20 protein-coding genes are annotated in these 21,357 nt (G+C 68.2%); 3 read left to right on the forward strand and 17 right to left on the reverse strand.

Features of this window, described 5'->3' with window-relative positions:
- Positions 1–2 precede the first annotated feature (2 nt).
- The 8 genes from C5E06_RS09160 to C5E06_RS09195 form a co-directional block, all read right to left on the reverse strand.
- A complete protein-coding gene (locus C5E06_RS09160) occupies positions 3–869 on the reverse strand; it encodes a shikimate dehydrogenase (protein WP_104306646.1) in 867 nt (288 codons plus the stop codon).
- On the reverse strand, positions 862–2,115 hold the full coding sequence (gene mltG, locus C5E06_RS09165; protein ID WP_181062990.1) for an endolytic transglycosylase MltG: 1,254 nt from the start codon (positions 2,113–2,115) through the stop codon (positions 862–864). The genes C5E06_RS09160 and mltG overlap by 8 nt, the downstream gene beginning before the upstream one ends.
- Complete coding sequence (gene ruvX / locus C5E06_RS09170; protein ID WP_104241282.1) at positions 2,060–2,566, reverse strand: Holliday junction resolvase RuvX; 507 nt, start codon at positions 2,564–2,566, stop codon at positions 2,060–2,062. The genes mltG and ruvX overlap by 56 nt, the downstream gene beginning before the upstream one ends.
- Positions 2,559–5,228, reverse strand: coding sequence for an alanine--tRNA ligase (gene alaS, locus C5E06_RS09175; RefSeq protein WP_104306647.1), 2,670 nt, complete (start codon positions 5,226–5,228; stop codon positions 2,559–2,561). The genes ruvX and alaS overlap by 8 nt, the downstream gene beginning before the upstream one ends.
- Before the next feature lie 72 nt (positions 5,229–5,300).
- Positions 5,301–5,495: a Na+ dependent nucleoside transporter N-terminal domain-containing protein gene (locus tag C5E06_RS09180; RefSeq protein WP_104241284.1), complete on the reverse strand. Its 195-nt coding sequence runs from the start codon at positions 5,493–5,495 to the stop codon at positions 5,301–5,303.
- A 38-nt stretch (positions 5,496–5,533) separates the two neighbouring features.
- On the reverse strand, positions 5,534–5,959 hold the full coding sequence (locus C5E06_RS09185; RefSeq protein WP_104241285.1) for a DUF948 domain-containing protein: 426 nt from the start codon (positions 5,957–5,959) through the stop codon (positions 5,534–5,536).
- Between the two features lie 197 nt (positions 5,960–6,156).
- Positions 6,157–6,786, reverse strand: coding sequence for a 30S ribosomal protein S4 (rpsD, locus tag C5E06_RS09190; RefSeq protein ID WP_104241286.1), 630 nt, complete (start codon positions 6,784–6,786; stop codon positions 6,157–6,159).
- Positions 6,787–6,984: 198 nt separating this feature from the next.
- Entirely contained in the window at positions 6,985–8,310 is a 1,326-nt protein-coding gene (locus tag C5E06_RS09195; protein ID WP_104241287.1) for a replication-associated recombination protein A, read from the reverse strand.
- A 69-nt stretch (positions 8,311–8,379) separates the two neighbouring features.
- Between C5E06_RS09195 and C5E06_RS09200 the strand changes: the two genes are divergently transcribed.
- The 3 genes from C5E06_RS09200 to C5E06_RS09210 all read left to right on the forward strand — a co-directional run bounded on the left by C5E06_RS09200 (position 8,380) and on the right by C5E06_RS09210 (position 11,144).
- Positions 8,380–9,159, forward strand: coding sequence for a peptidylprolyl isomerase (locus C5E06_RS09200; RefSeq protein ID WP_104306648.1), 780 nt, complete (start codon positions 8,380–8,382; stop codon positions 9,157–9,159).
- Positions 9,160–9,295: 136 nt separating this feature from the next.
- Complete coding sequence (locus tag C5E06_RS09205) at positions 9,296–10,528, forward strand: DUF349 domain-containing protein (protein WP_104306649.1); 1,233 nt, start codon at positions 9,296–9,298, stop codon at positions 10,526–10,528.
- Between the two features lie 40 nt (positions 10,529–10,568).
- Complete coding sequence (locus C5E06_RS09210; RefSeq protein WP_146081339.1) at positions 10,569–11,144, forward strand: hypothetical protein; 576 nt, start codon at positions 10,569–10,571, stop codon at positions 11,142–11,144.
- Here the strand turns inward: C5E06_RS09210 and C5E06_RS09215 are convergent.
- The 9 genes from C5E06_RS09215 to C5E06_RS09255 all read right to left on the reverse strand — a co-directional run bounded on the left by C5E06_RS09215 (position 11,131) and on the right by C5E06_RS09255 (position 21,352).
- Positions 11,131–13,365 carry a bifunctional (p)ppGpp synthetase/guanosine-3',5'-bis(diphosphate) 3'-pyrophosphohydrolase gene (locus C5E06_RS09215; RefSeq protein ID WP_104241291.1) on the reverse strand — a complete coding sequence of 745 codons (2,235 nt, stop codon included), beginning with the start codon at positions 13,363–13,365 and terminating at the stop codon, positions 11,131–11,133. The two genes, C5E06_RS09210 and C5E06_RS09215, sit on opposite strands and share 14 nt — an antisense overlap.
- An 85-nt stretch (positions 13,366–13,450) precedes the next feature.
- Complete coding sequence (gene secF / locus C5E06_RS09220) at positions 13,451–14,521, reverse strand: protein translocase subunit SecF (RefSeq protein WP_104241292.1); 1,071 nt, start codon at positions 14,519–14,521, stop codon at positions 13,451–13,453.
- Positions 14,521–16,284: a protein translocase subunit SecD gene (gene secD, locus C5E06_RS09225; protein WP_228496575.1), complete on the reverse strand. Its 1,764-nt coding sequence runs from the start codon at positions 16,282–16,284 to the stop codon at positions 14,521–14,523. Before secD ends, secF begins: the two co-directional genes overlap by 1 nt.
- A gap of 58 nt (positions 16,285–16,342) precedes the next feature.
- Positions 16,343–16,738 carry a preprotein translocase subunit YajC gene (gene yajC / locus C5E06_RS09230; protein WP_181057836.1) on the reverse strand — a complete coding sequence of 132 codons (396 nt, stop codon included), beginning with the start codon at positions 16,736–16,738 and terminating at the stop codon, positions 16,343–16,345.
- A gap of 125 nt (positions 16,739–16,863) precedes the next feature.
- On the reverse strand, positions 16,864–17,898 hold the full coding sequence (ruvB, locus tag C5E06_RS09235; RefSeq protein WP_104298771.1) for a Holliday junction branch migration DNA helicase RuvB: 1,035 nt from the start codon (positions 17,896–17,898) through the stop codon (positions 16,864–16,866).
- The gene (gene ruvA / locus C5E06_RS09240) at positions 17,895–18,518 is read right to left on the reverse strand and encodes a Holliday junction branch migration protein RuvA (protein WP_104298770.1); all 624 of its coding nucleotides are present in this window, start codon (positions 18,516–18,518) and stop codon (positions 17,895–17,897) included. The genes ruvB and ruvA overlap by 4 nt, the downstream gene beginning before the upstream one ends.
- A gap of 4 nt (positions 18,519–18,522) precedes the next feature.
- Positions 18,523–19,149 carry a crossover junction endodeoxyribonuclease RuvC gene (ruvC, locus tag C5E06_RS09245; protein WP_104306651.1) on the reverse strand — a complete coding sequence of 209 codons (627 nt, stop codon included), beginning with the start codon at positions 19,147–19,149 and terminating at the stop codon, positions 18,523–18,525.
- 5 nt (positions 19,150–19,154) lie between these two features.
- Complete coding sequence (locus C5E06_RS09250; RefSeq protein ID WP_104241297.1) at positions 19,155–19,919, reverse strand: YebC/PmpR family DNA-binding transcriptional regulator; 765 nt, start codon at positions 19,917–19,919, stop codon at positions 19,155–19,157.
- 128 nt (positions 19,920–20,047) lie between these two features.
- Positions 20,048–21,352, reverse strand: coding sequence for a M18 family aminopeptidase (locus tag C5E06_RS09255; protein ID WP_104306652.1), 1,305 nt, complete (start codon positions 21,350–21,352; stop codon positions 20,048–20,050).
- Between the last annotated feature and the right edge of the window lie 5 nt (positions 21,353–21,357).

Consider the following 21,357-nt stretch of genomic DNA (forward strand, 5'->3'; position numbering starts at 1 on the left):
GACTATTCTGACACGCGCAGCGCGGCGGTTCGCATCGCCGAGCGAACCTCGGCCTCCCTGGGGAGGACTTCCGACTCATCGCGGCCGGTGAAGAGCCGAACCTGCACGAGTGCCTGGGCCAGGAGGAGCTCGAGTCCCGAGACCACCTGACCACCGGCGGACTGCCAGCGCGTCGCGAGCTTCGTGGGCCACGGGTCGTAGAGCACGTCGAAGAGCACCGCCCCCTGCACCCACGATGCGTCGATGCCGACGTGGTCCCGGTCCCCCGGCACGGTGTTGACGACGAGCTCCGCGGCGCGCGCCTCGGGGGGAAGCGCGTCGAATTCAGCGAAGGTCAGCACCTCGACCTCGACCCCCAGCGAGCGCGCGAGCGCCGCCATGCCCTGCGCTCGTTCCGGCGCTCGGACGACGATGGAGAGCTCGGTCGCTGCCAGCGAGGGCAGCGCTGCGATGACGGCGGCCGCCGTGCCGCCAGCGCCGAGCAGCCGCACCCGAGGAGCCGAGAGGACACCCGCCTCGTTGAGCGCCGCGACGAAGCCCGTCACATCCGTGTTCCACCCTCGAGCCGGGGCGCCCGCGTCCGCAGCGTCGAAGACCAGCGTGTTGACGGCGCCGATCTCCGATGCGGCGGGCGCGAGCGTCGAGGCGAACGCGCGAGCCTCGTGCTTCAGGGGCATGGTCACGGAGAACCCGCGCCATCCCTGCCCCCTCGACGCGAGGAAACCCGCCAGCCCACCCTGCGGCACGTCGAAGCGCTCGTAGCTCCAGTCGAGACCGAGGACCTCGTACGCTGCCGAGTGGATCGCTGGAGACTTCGAGTGCCCGATGGGAGACCCCAGGACGGCGAGCCTCGTCGAAGCCTCACCCATATTCGGGGTGCTCGGCCATCCACGCCAGCCACTTGGCGACCGCGACCTCGTGCTCCTCGAACGTCTCGGAGAAGATGGTCTCCCCCGTGTCGAGGTTCCAGGTCACGAAGTACACCCAGGGGCCGTCCGCAGGGTTCACCGCCGCGTCGATCGCGATGTCGCCGGGGTTCGAGATGGGGCCGACCACCATCCCGGGATGCACATAGGTGTTGTAGGCGTTCGCCGCGTCGGCGCGCTCGGCATCGCTCGTCGAGACCCGGTGCGTGTTGCCCGTTCCGTAGGCCACCGTGGCGTCCGACTGGAGGAGCATGCCCATGTCGAGTCGGTTCAGGAAGACCCTCGAGACCTTGTAGTAGTCCTCTCTGAGCCCGGCTTCCTTCTGGATGAGCGAGGCGAGGCGCACCGTGTCCCAGCGGGCTTCCGGAGCGACTCCGTGCTCGTCGAGCGACTGGAACATGCGGTCCACCAGGGTCTTGAGCACCGTCGTGGCATCGACGCCCGGATCGAAGCTGTAGGTCGCCGGGAACAGGAAACCCTCGAGGGTCGTGGCTTCGGCAGGGAGGCCGAAGTTCGCGGGAACCGCGGCGGCCTCGAGGTCGGCGACGGGGATGCCGACGCCGCCCTCGATGAGGGCGTAGACGTCCTGGAGGGCGGTCCCCTCCGGGATCACGACCGTCGACTCCTGACGGTTCGCGGGGTCGAGGAGCGACACGAGCGCTGATTCCGCGCTCATCTCCGCCTGCATGCCGTAGCTGCCCGGGATGAACACCGGGTCCTCGGGCTGAGCCAGCACCTCATCCACGAAGGCACCGGAGGTCTTCACGATGCCCACGTCGGCGAGGCGCTCTCCGATCGAGGTCCCGGTGTCGCCGGACTCGATCGTGAAGGCGAGCTCCGTGCCGTTTCCCGACCCCTCGAAGTCGGCGGAGGCGGCGCCGCCGCCGAAGATGCTGCGCAGCTGCGAGCCGAACCCGAACCACACGACCGCCGCGCTCACGGCGACGACGACCACGAGCACGAGGATGACGAGCAGACTCCGCTTGCCACGGCGTGCCGCGGTCGACTCGCGGCGTCGGCTGCCGCCTGCCCTCCGCGGGCTGGCAGCACCGGCATCCGTTGCCGGGGCCGCCTCGTCGGAGAAGAGATCGCCGAATGGGTCGTCAGGTGTGAAGCGCTTTCGTCCGTCGTGGCTACTGGGGGTCTGGTTGTCCGACAGAGTCCTGATCCTTTCGGGAGAGGAGCTCACCCGGTGCACGTCCGGATTGGCGCTCCGCGTCGAGCGAGGTTTGCAAGATGACCACCGCGGCCATCTGATCGATGATGTGCCGAGACCTGGAGGCCTTCCGGCCGACGTCTCGGAGCTGGCGGCTTGCACTCACCGTCGTCAGACGCTCGTCCACCAACCTGAGTGGCACCGGAGAGCTCGACGCGATCTGCTCTGCGACCGCCCTCGCGTCGGCGGTCGAGGCGGTCTCCGCACCCGACAGCGACAGGGGCAGTCCGACGACGATCTCGATGGCGTCGTACTCGGCGACGAGTTCCGCGATGCGCCTGGCGTGCGCGTCGCCCTTGGCGCCGTCGCGCGGCACGGTCTCGAGAGGGGTGGCGAGCATGCCGTGCGGATCACTCCGGCTGACGCCGACGCGGGCCTTGCCCACGTCGACGCCGAGTCGGGTGCCGATCCGGAACTCAGTCATTCGCCAGTGCTGAGCGGATGGCGGCAAGCGCGTCGTCGAGCCGTTCGACGTCGGTGCCGCCGCCCTGGGCGACATCCGGCTTGCCGCCGCCGCCGCCACCGAGGATCGGGGCGGCGATACGGACCAGAGCGCCTGCCGCTGCACCGGTGTCCCGGGCGGCGGCGTTGGTCGCGACGAGCACGATCGGCTTGCCGTTCGAGGCGGCCCCGAGGGCGACGACGGCCGGGCGCTCACCGAGCTGCTCGCGGACGGCGAGCGCCAGCGAGCGGAGCTCATCGGCACTCCGAACCTCACCGAGGTGCTTCGCGACGAGCACGACGCCCCCCGCGGTGCTCGCCTCGGCGGCAAGAGCCGGTACGCGCTGCATGGCTTCCGCCGCCTCGAGCTCCGCGATGCGCTTCTGCGCGGTCTTGAGGCTCGCGGCGAGGTCCTGCACGCGATCGGCAAGCTGCTCCCGCGGCGCCTTCAGGCTGCTCGTGAGCTGCGAGACGATGGCGCGCTCGACGGCGAAGTCCGCGAAGGCATCGCGGCCCACAAGCGATTCGATGCGTCGGTTGCTGGAGCCGACGGACGACTCACCGACGAGGTTGACGATCCCCACCTCGGAAGAGCTGCCCACGTGGGTGCCGCCGCAGAGCTCGCGCGACCACGGTCCGCCGATATCCACCATCCGCACGCGGCTGCCGTACTTCTCGCCGAACAGGGCGCGAGCCCCGAGGGATTTCGCCTCGTCGAGGTCCATCTCCCGGGTCGAGACGACATGGTTGGCGCGGATGGCGTCGTTCACGATGCCCTCGAGCTCGGCTCTCGTGTCGACCGTGAGCGCCTGGCTCCAGGAGAAGTCGAGCCGCAGGTAGCCGGCCTTGTTGTAGGAGCCGGACTGGTGGGCGTCTGGCCCGAGGACGTCGCGCAGCGCGGCGTGCAGCAGGTGCGTCGCCGTGTGAGCCTGGTTGGCGCTGCGTCGGTAGGCGGGGTCGACGATCGTCTCCACTCGGTCGCCGACAGCGACCTCGCCGGAGACGACGGTGACGGTGTGGCTGACGAGTCCGGCGATGGGACGCTGGACGTCGACGACGTCGGCAACGAGTCCGCGGGCTGCGGAGGTGATCTGGCCGGAGTCGGCCTCCTGTCCCCCGGACTCCGCGTAGAGCGCGGTGCTCGCGAGGATGATCTCCACCTGCTGACCGGCGCCTGCGCTGGCGGCGGGGACGCCGTTGACGATGAGACCGAGGACCTCGCTCTCGTGGGCGAGATCGGTGTAGCCCACGAACGTCGTCTCGCCGAGCGAGCGGAACTCGCTGTAGACCGAGACGTCGGCGAGGGCCGAGCGCTTGGACTTGGCATCCGCCTTCGCCCGCGTGCGCTGCTCGCTCATGAGGCGCTCGAAGGCCTCGCGGTTGACGCTGACCCCTGCCTCCTCGGCGATCTCGACGGTCAGGTCGATGGGGAAGCCGAAGGTGTCGTGCAGCTTGAACGCGGTCTCACCGGAGAGGTGCTGCACGCCGCTGGCCCGCGTCTCGGTGACCGCGGTGTCGAGGATCGCGGTGCCGGCCGTGAGCGTCCGGAGGAAGGTCTCCTCCTCGGCGTACGCGAGGCGCGAGATGCGCGGGAACTCATCGACGAGCTCCGGGTAGGCGTCCTGCATGGCGTCCTTGGACGCTGGGAGCAGCTGCGGCAGGCTCGCCCCCTCGAACCCGAGGAGGCGCATGGCGCGAACGACTCGACGGAGCAGGCGACGCAGGATGTAGCCACGTCCTTCGTTGCCCGGCTCCACGCGGTCGGCCATGAGCATGAGCGACGAGCGCACGTGGTCGGCGACGACGCGCATCCGCACATCGTCGGTGTGCACCGCGCCGTAGCGCTTGCCGGAGATCTCGGCGGCCTTGTCGAGCACGGGCCGAACCTGGTCGATCTCGTACATGTTGTCGACGCCCTGCTTGATGAACGCGATGCGCTCGAGACCCATGCCCGTGTCGATGTTCTGTTTGGGGAGGTCGGCGACGATCTCGTAGTCGTCCTTGGTCGTGCCTGCGCCTCGCTCGTACTGCATGAAGACGAGGTTCCAGATCTCGACGTAGCGGTCGTCATCGGTTGCGGGGCCGCCGTCGACGCCGTACTCGGGGCCACGGTCGAAGAAGATCTCCGAGCAGGGGCCAGCGGGGCTGCCTGGGCCTCCGGCCGACCAGAAGTTGTCCTTCATCCCGAGGCCCTGGATGCGGTCGTCGCTGAAGCCCGTCACCTCGCGCCAGATGCCGCGAGCGACGTCGTCCTTCTCGTACACCGTGATCCAGAGGTCTTCCGGCTTGAAGCCGAGACCGCCGGAGCTCTCCGGGGAGGTGAGGAGCTCCCAGGCGAACTCGATCGCGCCCTGCTTGAAGTAGTCGCCGAACGAGAAGTTGCCGCACATCTGGAAGAAGGTTCCGTGCCGAGGCGTCTTCCCGACCTCTTCGATGTCGTTGGTCCTGATGCACTTCTGCACGCTGACGGCGCGATCGAACGGAGGCGGCACGATCCCGGTGAAGTACGGGATGAACGGCACCATGCCGGCGATCGTGAACATGATCGTCGGGTCGTCGCTGACGAGGGGCGCGGAAGGGACGACGGTGTGCCCGCGCTTCTCGAAGAAGTCGAGGTAGCGGCGACGGATCTCAGCGGTTTGCATCGTGCGGTGTGGCTCTTTCTCTGGCGACGGGCGACGAAGGTCGCCCAGGCGACGGGGGATGTGCTGGTCGCGCTACTTGATGTCGGCGATGGCCGCGGAGAGGTCCTGCGTGCGGGCCCGGTAGCCCTCGGCGACGGCCTCGGTGAACTCGTCGACGCGACCGTTCACGCCGGCGAAGAACTTGCGCCCTGCCGGAGTCGAGTTGACGAGGTGAGCGAGGGCGAACCCTGCGGCGATGCCGCCGATGATGCTGAGTGCTGTGCGCATGCGAACTCCTGTGAAGAGGGGTGAGGGGGTCGGACTGGTCAGCGCGTAGCGCGCGGCTTCGGCTTCTTCGGGGTGCTCTTCGGCGTGGACTTGACCTTGGACTTGGTCGGCCCGTCGCTCTTGAAGCTCGAGATGCCGGCGCGGACTGCCGCGGAGAACCCGGCGAGCTTGATGAGGGGGCCGCCGACGCTGGCGGCGGTGAGCGCGACGAGGCTGGAGACGTTGCTCGTCGTCTCGGACACGTGGGTGGTGATGCTGTCGATCTTCGCGAGCTGCTTGTTGGCCTCGAGGACGGTGACCTGCGTCTCGGCGAGCGTCGGGGTGATCGCATCGACGGACTCGCGGATGCCGCTGCGCACCTCGTCGAGGACGCCGCCGAGCTTCAGCAGAGGTACCGCGAGCAGAAGGACGAGGACGAGGAAGACTCCGGCCGCGATGAGGCCGGCGATGTCGCCACCAGACATGGTGCTCCTTACTGAGTGCAGCGAGCTGCCGCACGGATAGACGAACGGGGCTGCCGCACGCGTAGACGAGCGGCACAGTGCCGCAGGACAGACAAAGGGGCGGGCCATCTTGCGATGACCCGCCCCTATGCTAGTTGGCTCTCGCGGCTCGGACTGTCCCGAACTGCCAGTTCCGGCGAACCGGAGCGCCTGCTTGGCTAGCGAGCAGCGTAGTACTCGACGACGAGCTGGACTTCACACGTCACCGGGACCTCGACGCGCTTCGGACGGCGCACGAGGCGCGCCTGGAGCGTTGCGAGGTCGACATCGAGGTACGCGGGGACCTTGGGGAGGACGTCCGCGTGGCCACCGGCTGCGGCGACCTGGAAGACCTCGAGGGCCTCCGAGCGCTGCTTGACCTGGACGAGCTGTCCCGGCTTCACGCGGAAGCTGGGGCGGTCGACGAGCTTGCCGTCGACGAGGATGTGGCGGTGCACGACGAGCTGACGAGCCTGTGCCGTGGTGCGGGCGAAGCCCGAACGCAGGACAAGCGCGTCGAGGCGCATCTCGAGCAGCTCGACGAGGTTCTCACCCGTCAGGCCTGCCGCGCGACGCGACTCTTCGAAGACGATGCGAAGCTGCTTCTCGCGGAGCCCGTACTGGGCGCGCAGACGCTGCTTCTCGCGCAGACGGACGGCGTAGTCGCTGTCGGTCTTGCGACGCGTGCGGCCGTGCTCTCCCGGTGCGTACGGGCGCTTCTCGAGCGCGCGCTCTGCCTTCGGGGTGAGTGCGATGCCGAGTGCGCGGCTGAGGCGCACCTTGCTGCGTGAACGTGAGGTCTTGGACACAATTGCCTTTCGAGCGAAGTTTGGCGCGCGTGAGCGCGCAGAAATGAAGTTGCTCTCCGCCAAGGCCATGCCCCGGCGTCAAACTTGAGCAGTGTCGCGCGTGCGTCGGCTACAGACTGCACGCCTTGCTCTCGGACGCGCAGCCGCACGCAACCCCGGGAGGTAGACCGAGAAAGACTAGCACAGCCGCAGCCGCACTCAGAGTCCTGGCTTCGTGATGGCCCGCAGCTTCTCGAGCCTCGCGGCGATCTCCCGCTCTTCTCCGAACCGGGTCGGCGAGTAGTACTCGCGCTGGCTCAGCTCGTCGGGGAGGTACTGCTGCTCGGAGACCCCCCGTGCGTCGTCGTGCGGATACCGGTAGCCCTTGCCGTGGCCGAGGCGCTTCGCCCCGGCGTAGTGCGCGTCCCTGAGGTGCTTCGGCACGCGGCCGATGCCGCCCGCCTTGACGTCGGCGATCGCCGCGTTGATCCCCGAGTAGGCAGCGTTCGACTTCGGGGCAGTCGCCAGGAAGACGGTCGCCTGCGCGAGCGGGATGCGTCCCTCCGGCATGCCGATGAGCTGGACGGCGTCGGCCGCGGCCACGGCCATCTCGAGCCCCCGCGGCTCTGCGAGGCCGATATCCTCGCTCGCGAGCACGATGAGCCTGCGGGCGATGAAACGCGGGTCCTCCCCCGCGACGATCATGCGAGCCAGGTAATGGAGTGCCGCATCTGGATCGCTGCCTCGCACCGACTTGATGAAGGCGCTGATGACGTCGTAGTGCTCATCGCCGTCCCGGTCGTAGCGGAGCAGCGCCTGGTCAGAGGCACTCGAGACGATCTCGGCATCGATCGTCGTCTGCTCGGAGGCCTGAGCGGCGGCCGCCGCCGCTTCCAAGGTCGTGAGCGCTCGTCGTGCGTCGCCGGAGGAGAACTGCACGATCGCGCGCTTGGCGTCATCCGCCACCTCGAAGGCGCCGCCGAGGCCGCGCTTGTCAGTGGTCGCGCGGTCGAGCAGCTCGATGAGGTCTGCCTCGTCGAGCGGCTGCAGGGTGAGCAGCAGGCTCCTGGAGAGCAGCGGACTGATGACCGAGAACGAGGGGTTCTCCGTGGTCGCCGCGACGAGCGTGACCCAGCCGTTCTCCACGCCGGGAAGCAGCGCATCCTGCTGCGCCTTGGTGAACCTGTGGATCTCGTCGAGGAACAGCACCGACTGGATGCCGTACAGGTCACGTTGGGTGAGGGCCTCATCCATCACCTGCCGCACGTCCTTCACGCCGGCGGAGATGGCGGAGAGCTGCGTGAATCGCTTGCCGGAGGTGTGCGCGATGGCCTGGGCGAGGGTCGTCTTGCCCGTGCCGGGTGGCCCCCAGAGGATCACGGACGTTCCCGCACGCGTGTCCTGCTCGGGTGAGGCGAGGGCGCGCAGGGGTGAGCCGGGGCGCAGCAGGTGCCGCTGACCCACGACCTCGTCGAGGGATCTCGGGCGCATCCGCACCGCGAGGGGCGCAGTTGTGCCCGCAAGGCTTGGCGCGTCACCTGTCATGAAGCCCGATGTTAGTAAACTCCCCTCTGGTGCCTGCACGGCATGCTGAAGACAAGCGAATGAGGCACAGTGGCAACTTCGGACAAGAACTCCCGCGAACAGCGTCGGCGGACCCGCGAGTACGAGGCGCGCGTCGCCGTCCACGAGCGCGGCGTCCGGCGCCGCAGCCGAGACAACCGCACGTGGACGATCGCTCTTGTCGTGGTCGCCCTCGTCGTCGGCGCACTGCAGGTCTTCTACTTCACGGGCGGTCCAGGAGCGCCAGCCCCCGCCGCGGACGAGACGACGTCCCCGGCGGCCACGCCGTCCGGCGAGGTACCGGCCCCGGCCCTGGCCGAGGGACGCACCTGGACGGGCGAGATGACCTTCAACGGCGACCTCACGCTGGGCATCGAGCTCGATGGCGCAGCCGCCCCGCAGGCAGTGGCGAACATGGTCTCGCTCAACGGCCAGAACTACTTCACCGACACCTCCTGCCACCGACTCACGACCGAGGGACTCTTCGTCCTGCAGTGCGGCGACCCGACAGGAACGGGGACCGGCGGACCCGGCTACAGCTGGGGTCCCATTGAGAATGCGCCGGAAGACGGCGTCTACCCCGCAGGCACGATCGCCATGGCTCGCCAGGGCGGCAACGCCGAGAGCATGGGCAGCCAGTTCTTCATCGTCTACGAGGACACCATCCTCCCGGGCGATGCCGCGGGCGGCTACACCGTCATGGGAAAGGTCACGGGCGGCCTGGACGAGTTCGTCGCGGGGATCGTCGAGCCGGGTGTCGACCCGGCTTCCGGCGGCGGCGACGGCGCTCCCGTGGCGCCCGCCGTCATCACCTCCCTCTCCCTGCAGTAGCGGATCGAGCGGGCCGCCTGCCGGAGCGGGACGGCGAGACTGGGCATGCCCTGGTGAACGAAGCGCCCGCAGTGTCCTAGCATGGGGAGTCAGTCGCGCAAGCTGCGCAAACGCCTACCGTGAGGGAATACTCGCCATGTCTGCACTCCCCCAGAATCCGTGGGGCCGCGTCGAAGAAGACGGCACCGTGTACGTGATCGAAGATGGAACTGAGCGCAAGGTCGGCCAGTACCCCGATGGCACGACAGAGGAAGCCCTCGCGTACTTCGTTCGCAAGTTCTCCGACCTCGAAGGCCAGGTGTCTCTCCTCGAGCAGCGCGTCAAGAACGGAGCCCCGGCCTCTGACATCGCCAAGTCCGCCAAGCACCTCAGCGCACAGCTGAGCGACGCGAACGCGGTCGGCGACCTCGCCGCCCTCCGTTCGCGCCTCGAAGCGCTCGGCGGCACCGTCAGCGAGCTCACCGAGCAGCAGCGCGAGGCTCAGCAGGAAGAGATCGCCGGGGCGCTCCAGGACCGCGAGGCGATCGTGGTCGAGGCTGAGCGCCTCGCCGCCCAGCCTCCTGCTTCCATCCAGTGGAAGCAGACGACGGCCAGCATCGACGAGCTCTTCGCGAAGTGGAAGACCCACCAGCAGGACGGCCCCCGGCTCCCGAAGGCCGAGGCCAACGCGCTCTGGAAGCGATTCCGTGGCGCGCGCAGCACGCTCGAGCGCGAGCGCCGAGCCTTCTTCGCGGAGCTCGACGCGAGCCACAAGACGGCTCGCGATGCCAAGACGAAGATCCTGGAGCGGGCTGAGGCGCTTGCCCCCCGCGGCGCCGACGGTGTCGCTGAGTACCGCAGGCTCCTCGACGAGTGGAAGGCAGCGGGCCGTGCGGGCCGCAAGTACGACGACGCGCTCTGGAACCAGTTCAAGGCAGCCGGAGATGTGCTCTTCCAGGCCAAGGGCGAGGTCGACGCAGCAGAAAGCGTCGAGTACTCCGCCAACTACGAGGCCAAGGCTGCTCTTCTCGAAGAGGCGACCCCGATCCTCCAGCTGACCGACCGCCGGGCGGCGCGAGAGAAGCTCGCCGACATCCAGCGTCGGTGGGATGAGATCGGGCGTGTGCCCCGCGAGAACTTCAAGGCCACGGAAGACCGCCTTCGTGCCATCGAGCAGCATGTGCGCAAGCTCGACGACGATCACTGGCAGAAGTCCAACCCCGAGCGTCAGGCCCGGAGCCAGGGCATGCACAGCCAGCTGACCGAGGCCATCGAGAAGCTCGAGGCCGAGCGCGCCGACGCTGAGGCGCGGGGAGACAAGCGGGCGGTCAAGGAGGCCGAAGAGGCCCTCGAAGCCCGCCGCGTCTGGCTCGCGGCCATCGGCAGCTGAGTCTGAGCGTCACTCCACAGCAGTCGAGACCGTCTGCCGTGTGAGCCATGAAGTGGGGCAGGATGCGAGCGTGCATCCTGCCCCACTTCGTCTTCTGCCCTTCGCCGAGCTCCAGGTCATGGAGCGGGACGGTGAGATCTTCCGCTTCGGCCACGCGTGTGCCGTGGGGTACGCGTCGATCGCCGGGCAGCTCACGGCGGAGGACCGGGCTTCCACGCTCGCGCGCCTCGTGACCGGCAGCTGCGCCGTGGGTGGCGCGTCAGCGATCTGGGTGCATGCGGGCGGCCCTGCGCCGCAGCAGGTCACGTTGGCGTCCCCGCGTGGTGCGCGACCGCCGAGGCGGCAACGTGCGGGTGTGAGGTACAGGTCCACTGCCCCGCCGCCGGAGGCCGTTGTGCTCGTCGGTGGCGTCCGGGTCGTCCGAGCCGATCTGGCGCTCCTGGATCTCCTGCACGACCCGGAGAGCAGCCAGGCGTTGATCGATCACGCGGTGCGGCTGCTCGCCAGGGACCCGGTGGAGCTCCTCGCGGACTATCCCAGCCACCGGAGGCCGTTCGTCTCCCTGGCGAGGGACCGCGCGACGCTGGCCCGCTGTGCGAGCGCTACTGAGTCTTGACCCGGTACACGTCGTAGACGCCGTCGATCCTGCGGACGGCGTTGAGCACGCGGTCGAGGTGCGTGGTGTCGCCCATCTGGAACGAGAACTTGCTGATGGCGAGGCGAGCCTTCGAGGTGTGCACGGTTGCGGAGAGGATGTTGACGTGGTGCTCGCTCAGCACGCGCGTCACGTCGCTGAGCAGACCGGAGCGGTCGAGCGCCTCCACCTGGATGTTCACGAGGAACACGCTCGAGGAGCTGGGGGCCCACTGGACCTCGATCATGCGCTCGGGCTCGCGCCGGAGGCTCGCGACGTTGTTGCAGTCAGCGCGGTGCACGGAGACGCCCTGGCCGCGCGTGACGAAGCCGAGGATGTCGTCACCGGGCACGGGAGTGCAGCACTTCGCGACCTTGACGAGGATGTCAGGCGCACCCCGGACCAGGACGCCGGAGTCGCTTGTGGTCGGGATCGTCGTGCCGGGGGTGAACTGCGGCGCCTCATCCGCGGCGGGGACGTCCTGCTCCTGCCGCAGGGCGGCCTGCAGCTTCTCCATGACCGACTGAGTCGAGACGTGCCCGTCGCCGACTGCGGCGTAGAGGGCGGTCACGTCGAGGTAGCGGAGGTTCGACGCGACCGAGGAGAACGCCTCCTGAACGTGGTCCTTGTTCAGCGGGAGACCGGCCTTCCGCAGCGCCTTGGCGACGGAGTCCTTCCCCTGCTCGATGGCCTCGTCTCGGCGCTCCTTCGAGAACCACTGCCTGATCTTGTTCTTGGCTCGGGCGCTGGCGACGAAGGTCAGCCAGTCCTGCTTCGGTCCGGCATCCGGGTTCTTCGAGGTGAAGACCTCGACGACGTCGCCGTTCTGCAGCTTCGAGTCGAGGGGCAGGAGACGCCCGTTGACCTTCGCGCCCATGGTCCGGTGACCGACGTCGGTGTGGATCGAGTACGCGAAGTCGACGGGAGTGGCCCCAGCGCTCAATCCGATGACCTTGCCCTGGGGCGTGAAGACGTAGACCTCCTTCGCGCCGAGGTCGAAGCGGAGGGAGTCGAGGAACTCTCCAGGGTCGGTGGTCTCCTGCTGCCAGTCGCTCAGGTGCTTGAGCCACGCCATCTCGGTGCGGGTCTCGTCAGCCTTGTCCTGCTTGCCGGACTGGGCGTTCTGCTTGTACATCCAGTGCGCCGCGACGCCGAACTCTGCGCGGCGGTGCATCTCGATCGTGCGGATCTGGATCTCGACAGGTTTGCCGTCCGGTCCGATCACCGTGGTGTGCAGCGACTGGTAGAGGTTGAACTTGGGTGTCGCGATGTAGTCCTTGAATCGCCCTGGCATGGGTGTCCACCTGGCATGGATGGCTCCGAGGACGCCGTAGCAGTCGCGCACCGAGTCGACGATGAGGCGGATCGCCGTGAGGTCGTAGATCTCGTCGAAGTCGCGGCCCCGCACGATCATCTTCTGGTAGATCGAGTACAGCTCCTTGGGGCGCCCGTAGACGTCGCCCCGCATCTTCAACTGCCGGAGGTCCGACTGCACCTCGGCGATGACCCGCTGTACGTACTTCTCGCGCTCGGGCTGCCGGTGGGCGACGAGGTTCTTGATCTCGGAATAGATCTTTGGATTGATGACGGCGAAGGAGAGATCCTCGAGCTCGTTCTTCATCGCCTGGATACCCATGCGGTGCGCCAGGGGCGCGTAGATCTCCAGCGTCTCCTTCGCCTTGCTCTTCGCCTTCTCCGGGGACATGAAGCCCCACGTTCGAGCGTTGTGCAGACGGTCGGCGAGCTTGATGACGAGGACGCGGATGTCCTTCGACATCGCCACGACCATCTTGCGGACGGTCTCGGCCTGCGCGTTGTCGCCGTACTTGACCTTGTCGAGCTTCGTCACGCCGTCGACGAGCATCGCGATCTCGTCGCCGAAGTCGGATCGAAGCTCGTCGAGCGTGTAGTCGGTGTCTTCGACGGTGTCGTGGAGGAGCGCGGCCGCCACGGTGATCGAGCCGATGCCGAGATCGGCGAGGATCTTCGCGACGGCGACCGGGTGCGTGATGTAGGGCTCGCCGCTGCGGCGGAACTGCCCCTCGTGGGCGTCCTTCGCCACCTCGTAGGCCCGCTGCACGAGTGCCGTGTTCGCTCGAGGATCGTGCTTTCTGAGCGACTTGAGAATCGGCTCGAGGACGTGCACCGGCTGCTTCGCGAACATTCGCGGCATTCGCCAGCGCAACGAGGAGACTTCACTCATGCAGCACCTCCATATGCATCATCACCCTGGCCTGCGTGGGTACGCGGACCAGGGTGATGACAAGTTATCACCGTGCGGGGTGTCCTCAGGACGCGGAGGCCTTGGGCGCCGGCTCGGACTCCGAGGCGGCTGCCGCTTCGTCGTCTTCGGCGTCAGCATCGGCCTCGTCGCGCTCCTTGAGCGTGCGCGCGCGAGCCGCGAGGATGCGCTTGTCCGTGCGGGCGATCTCCGGCTCGCGTGAGCGCAGCGCCGCGTAGAGCGGGCCCGCGACGAAGATCGTGGAGAGCGCTCCGACGAAGATTCCGATGAACAGTGCGAGGGCGATGTCCCGCAGCGTGCCCGCGCCCATCAGGAAGGCGCCGATGAACAGGATCGCTCCGACCGGGAGCAGCGCCACGACTGAGGTGTTGATCGAGCGCACGAGGGTCTGGTTGATGGCCAGGTTCACGAGCTCGCCGAAGGTCCGGGAGGATTCCGCGTTGTAGTCCTCGGCGTTCTCACGGATCTTGTCGAAGACCACGACGGTGTCGTAGAGGGAGTAGCCGAGGATGGTGAGGAAGCCGATGACGGCCGCGGGGGTGACCTCGACGCCGGTGACGGCGTAGACGCCCGCCGTCACGACGAGATCGTGGGCGAGGGCGACGAGCGCCGCGATCGACATCTTCCAGGTGCGGAAGTACAGCGACATCAGGATGGCGGCGATCGCCACGAAGACACCGAGGCCGATCACCATCTGACGGGTGATGTCCTGCCCCCACGATGGCCCGATCGTGGACAGGTTGACGTCCTCGACAGGCACGGAGTACGCCTCGGCGAGCTGCGCGCGCAACTCCGTGTTGGCGTCCTCGGAGAGGGCGTCGGTCTGCACGCGGATTCCGCCGTCGCCGAGGACGGCGACCTTCGCGGGGGTTGCCGTGAACTCGGCGGCGGCCGCGATGGCCGGCTCCTGCTCGTCGGTCGCCGGCTGCGAGACCAGGAACTCGGAGCCACCGGTGAACTCGATGCCGAGCTCGAGGCCTCCGCGGAGGATCGGCACGAGGATCGAGATGAGGACTGCGATTCCCGCGATGGAGAACCAGATCTTCCGTCTGCCGACGAAGTTGAACGAGCGCTCCCCCGTGTACAGGTCGTTGCCCAGGGTCTGGAACTTGCTCATCAGGCTTTCTCCCCATTGCTCGTGGTCGACGTCTGATCGGCATTGGCCGATCCGGCCGCCACGAGGTCATCGCCGCCGGCCTTCTTGGCGGCTTCTGCCTTGCGCTCGGCGAGCGTCTGTCGGCGCTCGGCCTCGCGTGTTGCGCCGCGCTTCTTCTGCTCCGGGGTGCGGAACGTGCCGCGGCCGCGATACACCGCGCCGAGCGATCTGGGATCGAGGCCCGAAGCGGGGTGTCCGTCCGCGAAGAACGGGGTCCGAGCGAGCAGGCGCATGAGGGGGTGGGTGAAGAGGGTGACCACGATGATGTCGATGATCGTCGTGATGCCGAGTGTCAGCGCGAAGCCGCGCACGTTGCCGACGGCCACGAACAGGAGCACGATGGCCACGAGGAAGTTGACGGCGTCGGATGCGAGGATCGTTCGGATGGCGCGTGTCCAGCCGCCCTCGACGGCCGAGACCAGCCCCTTGCCGTCTCTCAGCTCATCCTTGATGCGCTCGAAGTAGACGATGAACGAGTCGGCCGTGATGCCGATGGCGACGATGAGGCCTGCGACACCCGCCAGCGAGAGCCTGTACCCCTCTTGGTTGGAGAGATACGTCACGACGATGTAGGTCAGAGCCGCGGCGATGACCAGCGACGCGACGGTCACGAGTCCGAGCGTGCGGTACTGGAACAGCGAGTAGACGACGACGGCCGCGAGCCCGATGAGACCGGCGATGAGGCCGTTCACAAGCTGTGAGCTGCCCAGGGTCGCCGAGATGGTGGAGGTCGACTGCGCGACGAAGTTGAAGGGCAGCGCGCCGAACTTCAGCTGGTCGGCGAGGGCCTTGGCGCTCTCCTCGTTGAAGTTTCCGGAGATCTGCGGCTTGCCGTCGGTGATCGCCGCGTTGGTGGTCGGGGCCACGATGACCTGGTTGTCGAGCGTGACGGCGAAGCGGTTCTGGTTCTCCGTCAGCCCGACGAGTCGCTCGGTCACGGCGGCGAACTCCTGCGTGCCCTGCGCATCGAACTCGATGTTCACAGCCCACTGGTTGGTGGTCGCGCCGGTGCTCGTGGTCGTGAGACCGCTGGTGGCGTCGGCGATTCGCTCACCGGTCACCTCGACCGGCCCCAGGACGTACTTCTCCGTCCCGCTGTCGTCGCAGGTGATGAGCGGCTGGGTCGGGTCGATGTCCGCAGCGGGTGCGAGGTCGGCGCAGTTGAACTGCAGGAAGTCGACGTACATCTGCTCGGTGACCCAGTTGAGGTCGCTCGCGTTCGTCGGCTCCGCGGTGGGCGTCGTCGAGAGCTCCTCCGGCAGCTGGTCGGCCGGGATGGCCTGGCTGTTCGCCGCCTGGTCGGCGACGAGCACGGCACGGAACTCGAGCTTGGCCGAGTTCTCGATGCGGTCCCGCGTGAGCTGGTCCATCTCCCCTGGGACGGAGACGACGATGTTCCGTCCGCCCTGGGTGGTGATCTCCGCCTCGGAGACGCCGGACGCGTCGATGCGCTGGCGGATGATCGAGACCGCCTGCTGCATCTGCTCGGACGACGGGTCTGCCTGGCCCTCCGGCAGCTGTGCCGCGAGCACAACCTGGGTGCCGCCCTCGAGATCGAGCGCGAGGCGAGGCGTCCACTGACCGCCTTGCGTGGCGACGGCCAGCCAGTTGAGGCCCACGAGGGCAAGGATGAGGATCAAGAGCCACGTGAGCGTGCGCCAGGCGCGCTGGACGATGCCAGCACCCCGACCACGACGCGCCGATGACGTTGTCGACTTCGCCAAGAGAGTTCTGCCTTCTGACCTCAAGACGAGGCCCGTGCGTGAGAGGTGAGGGAGTCGCCTACGCCTTGTTGATGTTCGGTCCGGACTCGGAGCCGTTGTCGCTGTCGCGACGCTCGGACTCAGCCTCGGCCTCGAGCTCGGGACGCTCTTCGACGGCCTCGTGCTCGGAGAGCGCGGAAGCGTCGTCCGGGACGGCCGGCGTGAGGATGTTCGCGACGGTCATCGAGTGGACGCGAAGGCGAGTACCCGGCTCCGACTCGATCGTCGTGATGTTGTTCTCCTCGTCGATGTCGACGATCGTGCCGTAGACGCCGCTCTGCGTCATGACATCCGCGCCGATGACCGCGCTGCTGCGCATCTCCTGCTGCTGCTGGGACCTCTTCTTGTTGCTGCGCCACATGAAGAAGATCATGACGCCGAGGAGGACGAGGGGAAGGAGAAGCGTGAGATCCATTGTGGGTGCCTTTCTGGCAGTCCGTACTACGACTATGCACGCCCGGAACGACGGCAAACGCATCTAGTGTACGTCGCGGTCGTCCGGATGTCGCTCAGCAAGAGCTGGAGGGGTGAAGCTGGTTCCTAGATGTCGAGAGCTGACCGCTGGGGTGCTCCCCCGCCAGGGAGGGTGCGCCCGAGGTGCGCGTAGGCCTGCTGCGTTGCGACGCGGCCCCTCTGCGTGCGGGTGACGAGGCCGGTCCGGACGAGGAAGGGTTCGACCACGCTCTCGACGGTCTCCGCCTCCTCGCCGACGGAGACGGCCAGCGATCTCACGCCGACCGGTCCCCCGGCGAAGCGATCGATGAGCGCTTGCAGGACGGCGCGGTCGAGGCGGTCGAGGCCGAGCGCGTCCACGTCGTAGACCAGGAGTGCGTGCTGCACGGCCTGCTCGTTGGCGTCGGTCTCGTGGACGAGGGCGTAGTCGCGCACTCGCCGGAGGAGTCGGTTCGCGATTCGCGGTGTGCCCCGGCTCCGGGTCGCGATCTCGGCGAGCGCCGCGTCGTCGACGCGGAGGTCGAGCAGGCGGGCCGCACGGGCGAGGACCCGTTCCAGCTCGGCGTCCTCGTAGAACTCGAGGTGCGCGGTGAAGCCGAAGCGGTCGCGAAGCGGGTTCGGGAGGAGGCCCGCCCGGGTGGTGGCGCCGATGACGGTGAAGGGGGCCAGCTCGAGCGGAACGCTCGTGGCGCCAGCGCCCTTGCCGACCATGATGTCGATGCGGTAGTCCTCCATGGCGAGGTACAGCATCTCCTCGGCCGTGCGCGCCATGCGGTGGATCTCGTCGATGAACAGCAGTTCACCCGGCACCAGACTGGAGAGGACGGCCGCCAGGTCGCCCGCGTGCTGCAGCGCCGGACCGCTCGTGAGACGAATGGGCTGCCCCGTCTCCTCGGCGACGATGAGAGCCAGCGTCGTCTTTCCGAGGCCAGGGGGGCCCGCGAGCAGGATGTGGTCTGGGGTGCGACTCTGCAGGGCGGCTGCTTTGAGGAGCAGCTCCAGCTGCACTCGCACCTTCGCCTGGCCGACGAACTCTGCGAGGTTCGCTGGTCTGAGGGCTCCCTCGAAGGCGATTTCCGCCTCGGACTCGGGTGCTTCCGGGATGTGCGAGGCGTCGGTCACGATCGGCTCCCAGCCGGCCCGAGCAGCTTGAGTGTGGCCCGCAGCAGCTTCGCGACGTCCTGCTCTTCACCCTCGAGCGCCTTCGCGGCGTCCTCGACCGCAGGTGAAGCCTGCCGTTCTGCGTAGCCGAGGCCGAGCAGCGCTTCGACCACGTCGCGGCGCACCGCCGCCGCTCCGCTGTCGGAGGACGGCTCCCCCGTGGTCGTGCCCGGGGCAGGCGCGAGAGCGATCTTGCCCGCGAGCGAGAGGATGATGAGCTTGGCGGTCTTGGGGCCGATGCCGCTCACTGCCGTGAAGGCCTTGACGTCCTCTTCGCTGACCGCGCGGGCGACCTGTTCCGGCTCGAGATGTGCGAGCACGCCGAGCGCGGACTTGGGACCGACCCCGGTGACCGTGATGAGGTGCTCGAAGATCTCGAGCTCCTCGGGTCGCTGGAACCCGTACAGGGTCCAGGCGTCTTCGCGGACGACGAGGTGCGTGCGCAGCAGCACCTCGGTGTCGAGGCGGAGCTGCAGGGCATGGGCTGGGGTCACGAAGACCTGGTAGCCGACACCCGCGGCCTCGATCGTGACCGTTGTGGCGGTCCGGTACAGCACCTGGCCGCGGAGGGAAGCAATCACCGGTCTACCGTACGCGGCGGCCGCGGGATTTCGCGGCACGCTCGGCGGCGAGCCACGCGCTCTGCGCGGTTGTCGGCGCGTCCGCAGGCCGCCCGGCTGACGCGACGGCTCGCTGCGCTGGCGTCTGGCCCCTCGCGGGAGTGAGGGCGTCGAGCGGGGATTTCCAAGCCGAGCAGATAGCGAGCGCCAACGCGTCGGCGGCGTCGGCCGGCTTGGGGATGTCATCGAGTCGGAGGATGCGCTGCACCATCGTGCCGACCTGCTTCTTCTCGGCTGAGCCGTAGCCGGTGACGGCGGCCTTGACCTCCGACGGGGTGTGCAGGACAGCGGCGATGCCCCGACGTTCCGCCGCGACGAGGATCACCCCAGAGATCTGGGCGACCCCCATGACGCTCGGGAGGTTCTGCTGGGCGAAGACGCGCTCCAGGGCGATGGCATCCGGCTTGAACTCGTCGAGCACGGCCTCGATGCCGTCTGCGAGGAGTCGGAGGCGCCGCTGCAACTCATCTCCGGGAGCTGATGTGACCACCGAGACGTGCACGAACTCGACACGCTGTCGGCCGTGCGCGTCGACGATGCCGAGGCCGCAGCGCGTGAGGCCGGGGTCGATGCCCAGGATTCGCCGCGGCACTCGGACTACTCGTCGTCTTCGGAGAGCTGCTGCTGCACCTCGGCGGAGACGTCGATGTTCGTGAAGATGTTCTGCACGTCGTCGCTGTCCTCGAGTGCGTCGATGAGGCGGAACACCTTGCGAGCGGTGTCGGCGTCGGCCTCGACCTTGACGTTCGGCACGAACTCGGCGTCGGCGGAGTCGTAGTCGATGCCAGCGGCCTGCAGGGCCGTGCGTGCGCCGACCATCTCGCTGGCCTCCGTGCGGATCTCGAACACGTGCCCGTGGTCGATGACCTCCTCGGCGCCGGCGTCGAGGACGACCTCGAGCACGTCGTCCTCGGTGGGGGTCTCCTCGTGAGGGACGACGATGACGCCCTTGCGCTCGAAGTTGAACGCAACTGAGCCCGGGTCCGCCATGTTGCCGCCGTTGCGGCTCATTGCCGTCCGTACCTCGGCCGCCGCGCGGTTCTTGTTGTCGGTGAGGCACTCGATGAGCAGCGCGATGCCACCGGGGCCGTATCCCTCGTACATGATCGTCGTGTAGTCGATCGACTCGCCCGTAAGGCCCGCGCCGCGCTTGACGGCACGGTTGATGTTGTCGATCGGGACGCTGGTCTTCTTCGCCTTCTGGATGGCGTCAGCCAGCGTGGGGTTGCCAGCGATGTCGGCGCCGCCGATCTTCGCCGCGACCTCGATGTTCTTGATGAGCTTGGCGAACGACTTCGCGCGACGCGAGTCGATGATGGCCTTCTTGTGCTTGGTCGTCGCCCACTTGGAGTGTCCGGACATCTGTTCTCCGTTGTTCTAGCGCGTCTCACCTGCGGTGGGCGCCTGCTGCTGTTCGTATGCACGCTGACACCGTGGCCCGAGAAGTGGACGCCACTGGTCGCCGTCGGCGAGCGGTCTCTTCGTCTAGTTTACGCGTGCTCCGGCCAAGCACCCGCGAGGAACACAGCAAGTGCGCGTTCGAGGGCCTCGATGTCGGCGATCGCGGCCAGCTCGCGGGCCGAGTGCATGGAGAGGATGGGGATGCCGACGTCGACGGTCGAGATGCCGAGCTCGGTGGACGCGATCGGGCCGATCGTCGAACCGCACGGCAGCGAGTTGCTCGACACGAAGGCCTGCACGGCCACGCCGGCGTTCTGGCAGACGCCGGTCCAGAGTGCGCTCCCGCGCGCATCCGTCGCGTAGCGCTGGTTCGCGTTCAGCTTGAGGAGGGTCCCTCGGCCCGCGATGGGCCGGGTCTCGTCGTCGTGCTTCTCCGGGTAGTTCGGGTGCACGCTGTGGCCCAGGTCGCTCGAGACGAGCCATGACGCGGCGAGCGCGCGACGCTGCTGGGCAGGTCCCGCACCGAGGCCCTCCTGGATGCGAGCGAGCACGTCGCCGAGGAACGGGCCGGCCGCGCCTGAACGGCTCGCGGAACCCACCTCTTCGTGGTCGAAGGCCGCGATGACGGGGATCACGCCACTCGGCACGGTCTCGACGAGTGCCGTCGTCGCGGCGTGGACGCTGACGAGGTTGTCGAGGCGAGCCCCGGCGAACAGCGCCTCGCCGTGTCCGAAGAGCTGGGCGTCCTGGGCATCTGCGAGGAAGAGGTCGAAGCCCGTGATCGAATCCGGGTCGACCCCGGCGTCGGATGCGAGCGCCGCCACGACGCCTCCCGCCGCCTCGAGACCGAGGACGGGGTGGGTGTGGCGCTGCGGGTCGAGGACGAGTCCGCGCTCGCTGACGCCACGGTCGAGATGGATCGCAAGCTGCGGGATGCGCGCGATGGGTCCTGAGGCGGCGAGCACGGTGGTGCCGTCAGCGAGGGCGAGACGGCCCGCGACGCGCAGCTCGCGGTCGAGCCAGGAGTTCAGCAGTGGCCCGCCGTAGACCTCGACCTCGAGGCGCTGCCAGCCCTGCGATGTCGACTCCGGGTTCGGCTTGAGCTTGAACCCAGGCGAGTCGGTGTGCGCTCCGACGATCGCGAACGGCGTGATCGGCGACGTGGACTCCGGCACTCGCCACGCGATGACCGCTCCGTCGCGGACGACGACGTAGCCGCCGGCCTCCTGCGGCCACTCATCGCGCTCGTCGAGTGACGTGAACCCGGCATCCTCGAGCCGCCGTGCGACCTCAGCTGCCGCGTGGTAGGAGGAGGGGGCTTCGCGGATGAAGGCCGCGAGGGAATCGCTGACCTGCTTGCTCCTGGCTGCCTTGCTCGGACGGCGTCTCGCCATGTTCT

The sequence above is a fragment of the Pseudoclavibacter sp. RFBI5 genome (assembly GCF_002931395.1).
Classification (GTDB): Bacteria; Actinomycetota; Actinomycetes; order Actinomycetales; family Microbacteriaceae; genus Pseudoclavibacter.

Bases quoted from the DNA above. Each gene is read 5' to 3' on its own strand.
- C5E06_RS09160 (WP_104306646.1), bottom strand. From the start codon at position 869: ATGGGTGAGGCTTCGACGAGGCTCGCCGTCCTGGGGTCTCCCATCGGG.
- ruvX (WP_104241282.1), bottom strand. From the start codon at position 2,566: ATGACTGAGTTCCGGATCGGCACCCGACTCGGCGTCGACGTGGGCAAG.
- alaS (WP_104306647.1), bottom strand. From the start codon at position 5,228: ATGCAAACCGCTGAGATCCGTCGCCGCTACCTCGACTTCTTCGAGAAG.
- C5E06_RS09180 (WP_104241284.1), bottom strand. From the start codon at position 5,495: ATGCGCACAGCACTCAGCATCATCGGCGGCATCGCCGCAGGGTTCGCC.
- C5E06_RS09185 (WP_104241285.1), bottom strand. From the start codon at position 5,959: ATGTCTGGTGGCGACATCGCCGGCCTCATCGCGGCCGGAGTCTTCCTC.
- C5E06_RS09195 (WP_104241287.1), bottom strand. From the start codon at position 8,310: ATGACAGGTGACGCGCCAAGCCTTGCGGGCACAACTGCGCCCCTCGCG.
- C5E06_RS09205 (WP_104306649.1), top strand. From the start codon at position 9,296: ATGTCTGCACTCCCCCAGAATCCGTGGGGCCGCGTCGAAGAAGACGGC.
- C5E06_RS09215 (WP_104241291.1), bottom strand. From the start codon at position 13,365: ATGAGTGAAGTCTCCTCGTTGCGCTGGCGAATGCCGCGAATGTTCGCG.
- secF (WP_104241292.1), bottom strand. From the start codon at position 14,521: ATGAGCAAGTTCCAGACCCTGGGCAACGACCTGTACACGGGGGAGCGC.
- yajC (WP_181057836.1), bottom strand. From the start codon at position 16,738: ATGGATCTCACGCTTCTCCTTCCCCTCGTCCTCCTCGGCGTCATGATC.
- C5E06_RS09250 (WP_104241297.1), bottom strand. From the start codon at position 19,919: ATGTCCGGACACTCCAAGTGGGCGACGACCAAGCACAAGAAGGCCATC.
- C5E06_RS09255 (WP_104306652.1), bottom strand. From the start codon at position 21,352: ATGGCGAGACGCCGTCCGAGCAAGGCAGCCAGGAGCAAGCAGGTCAGC.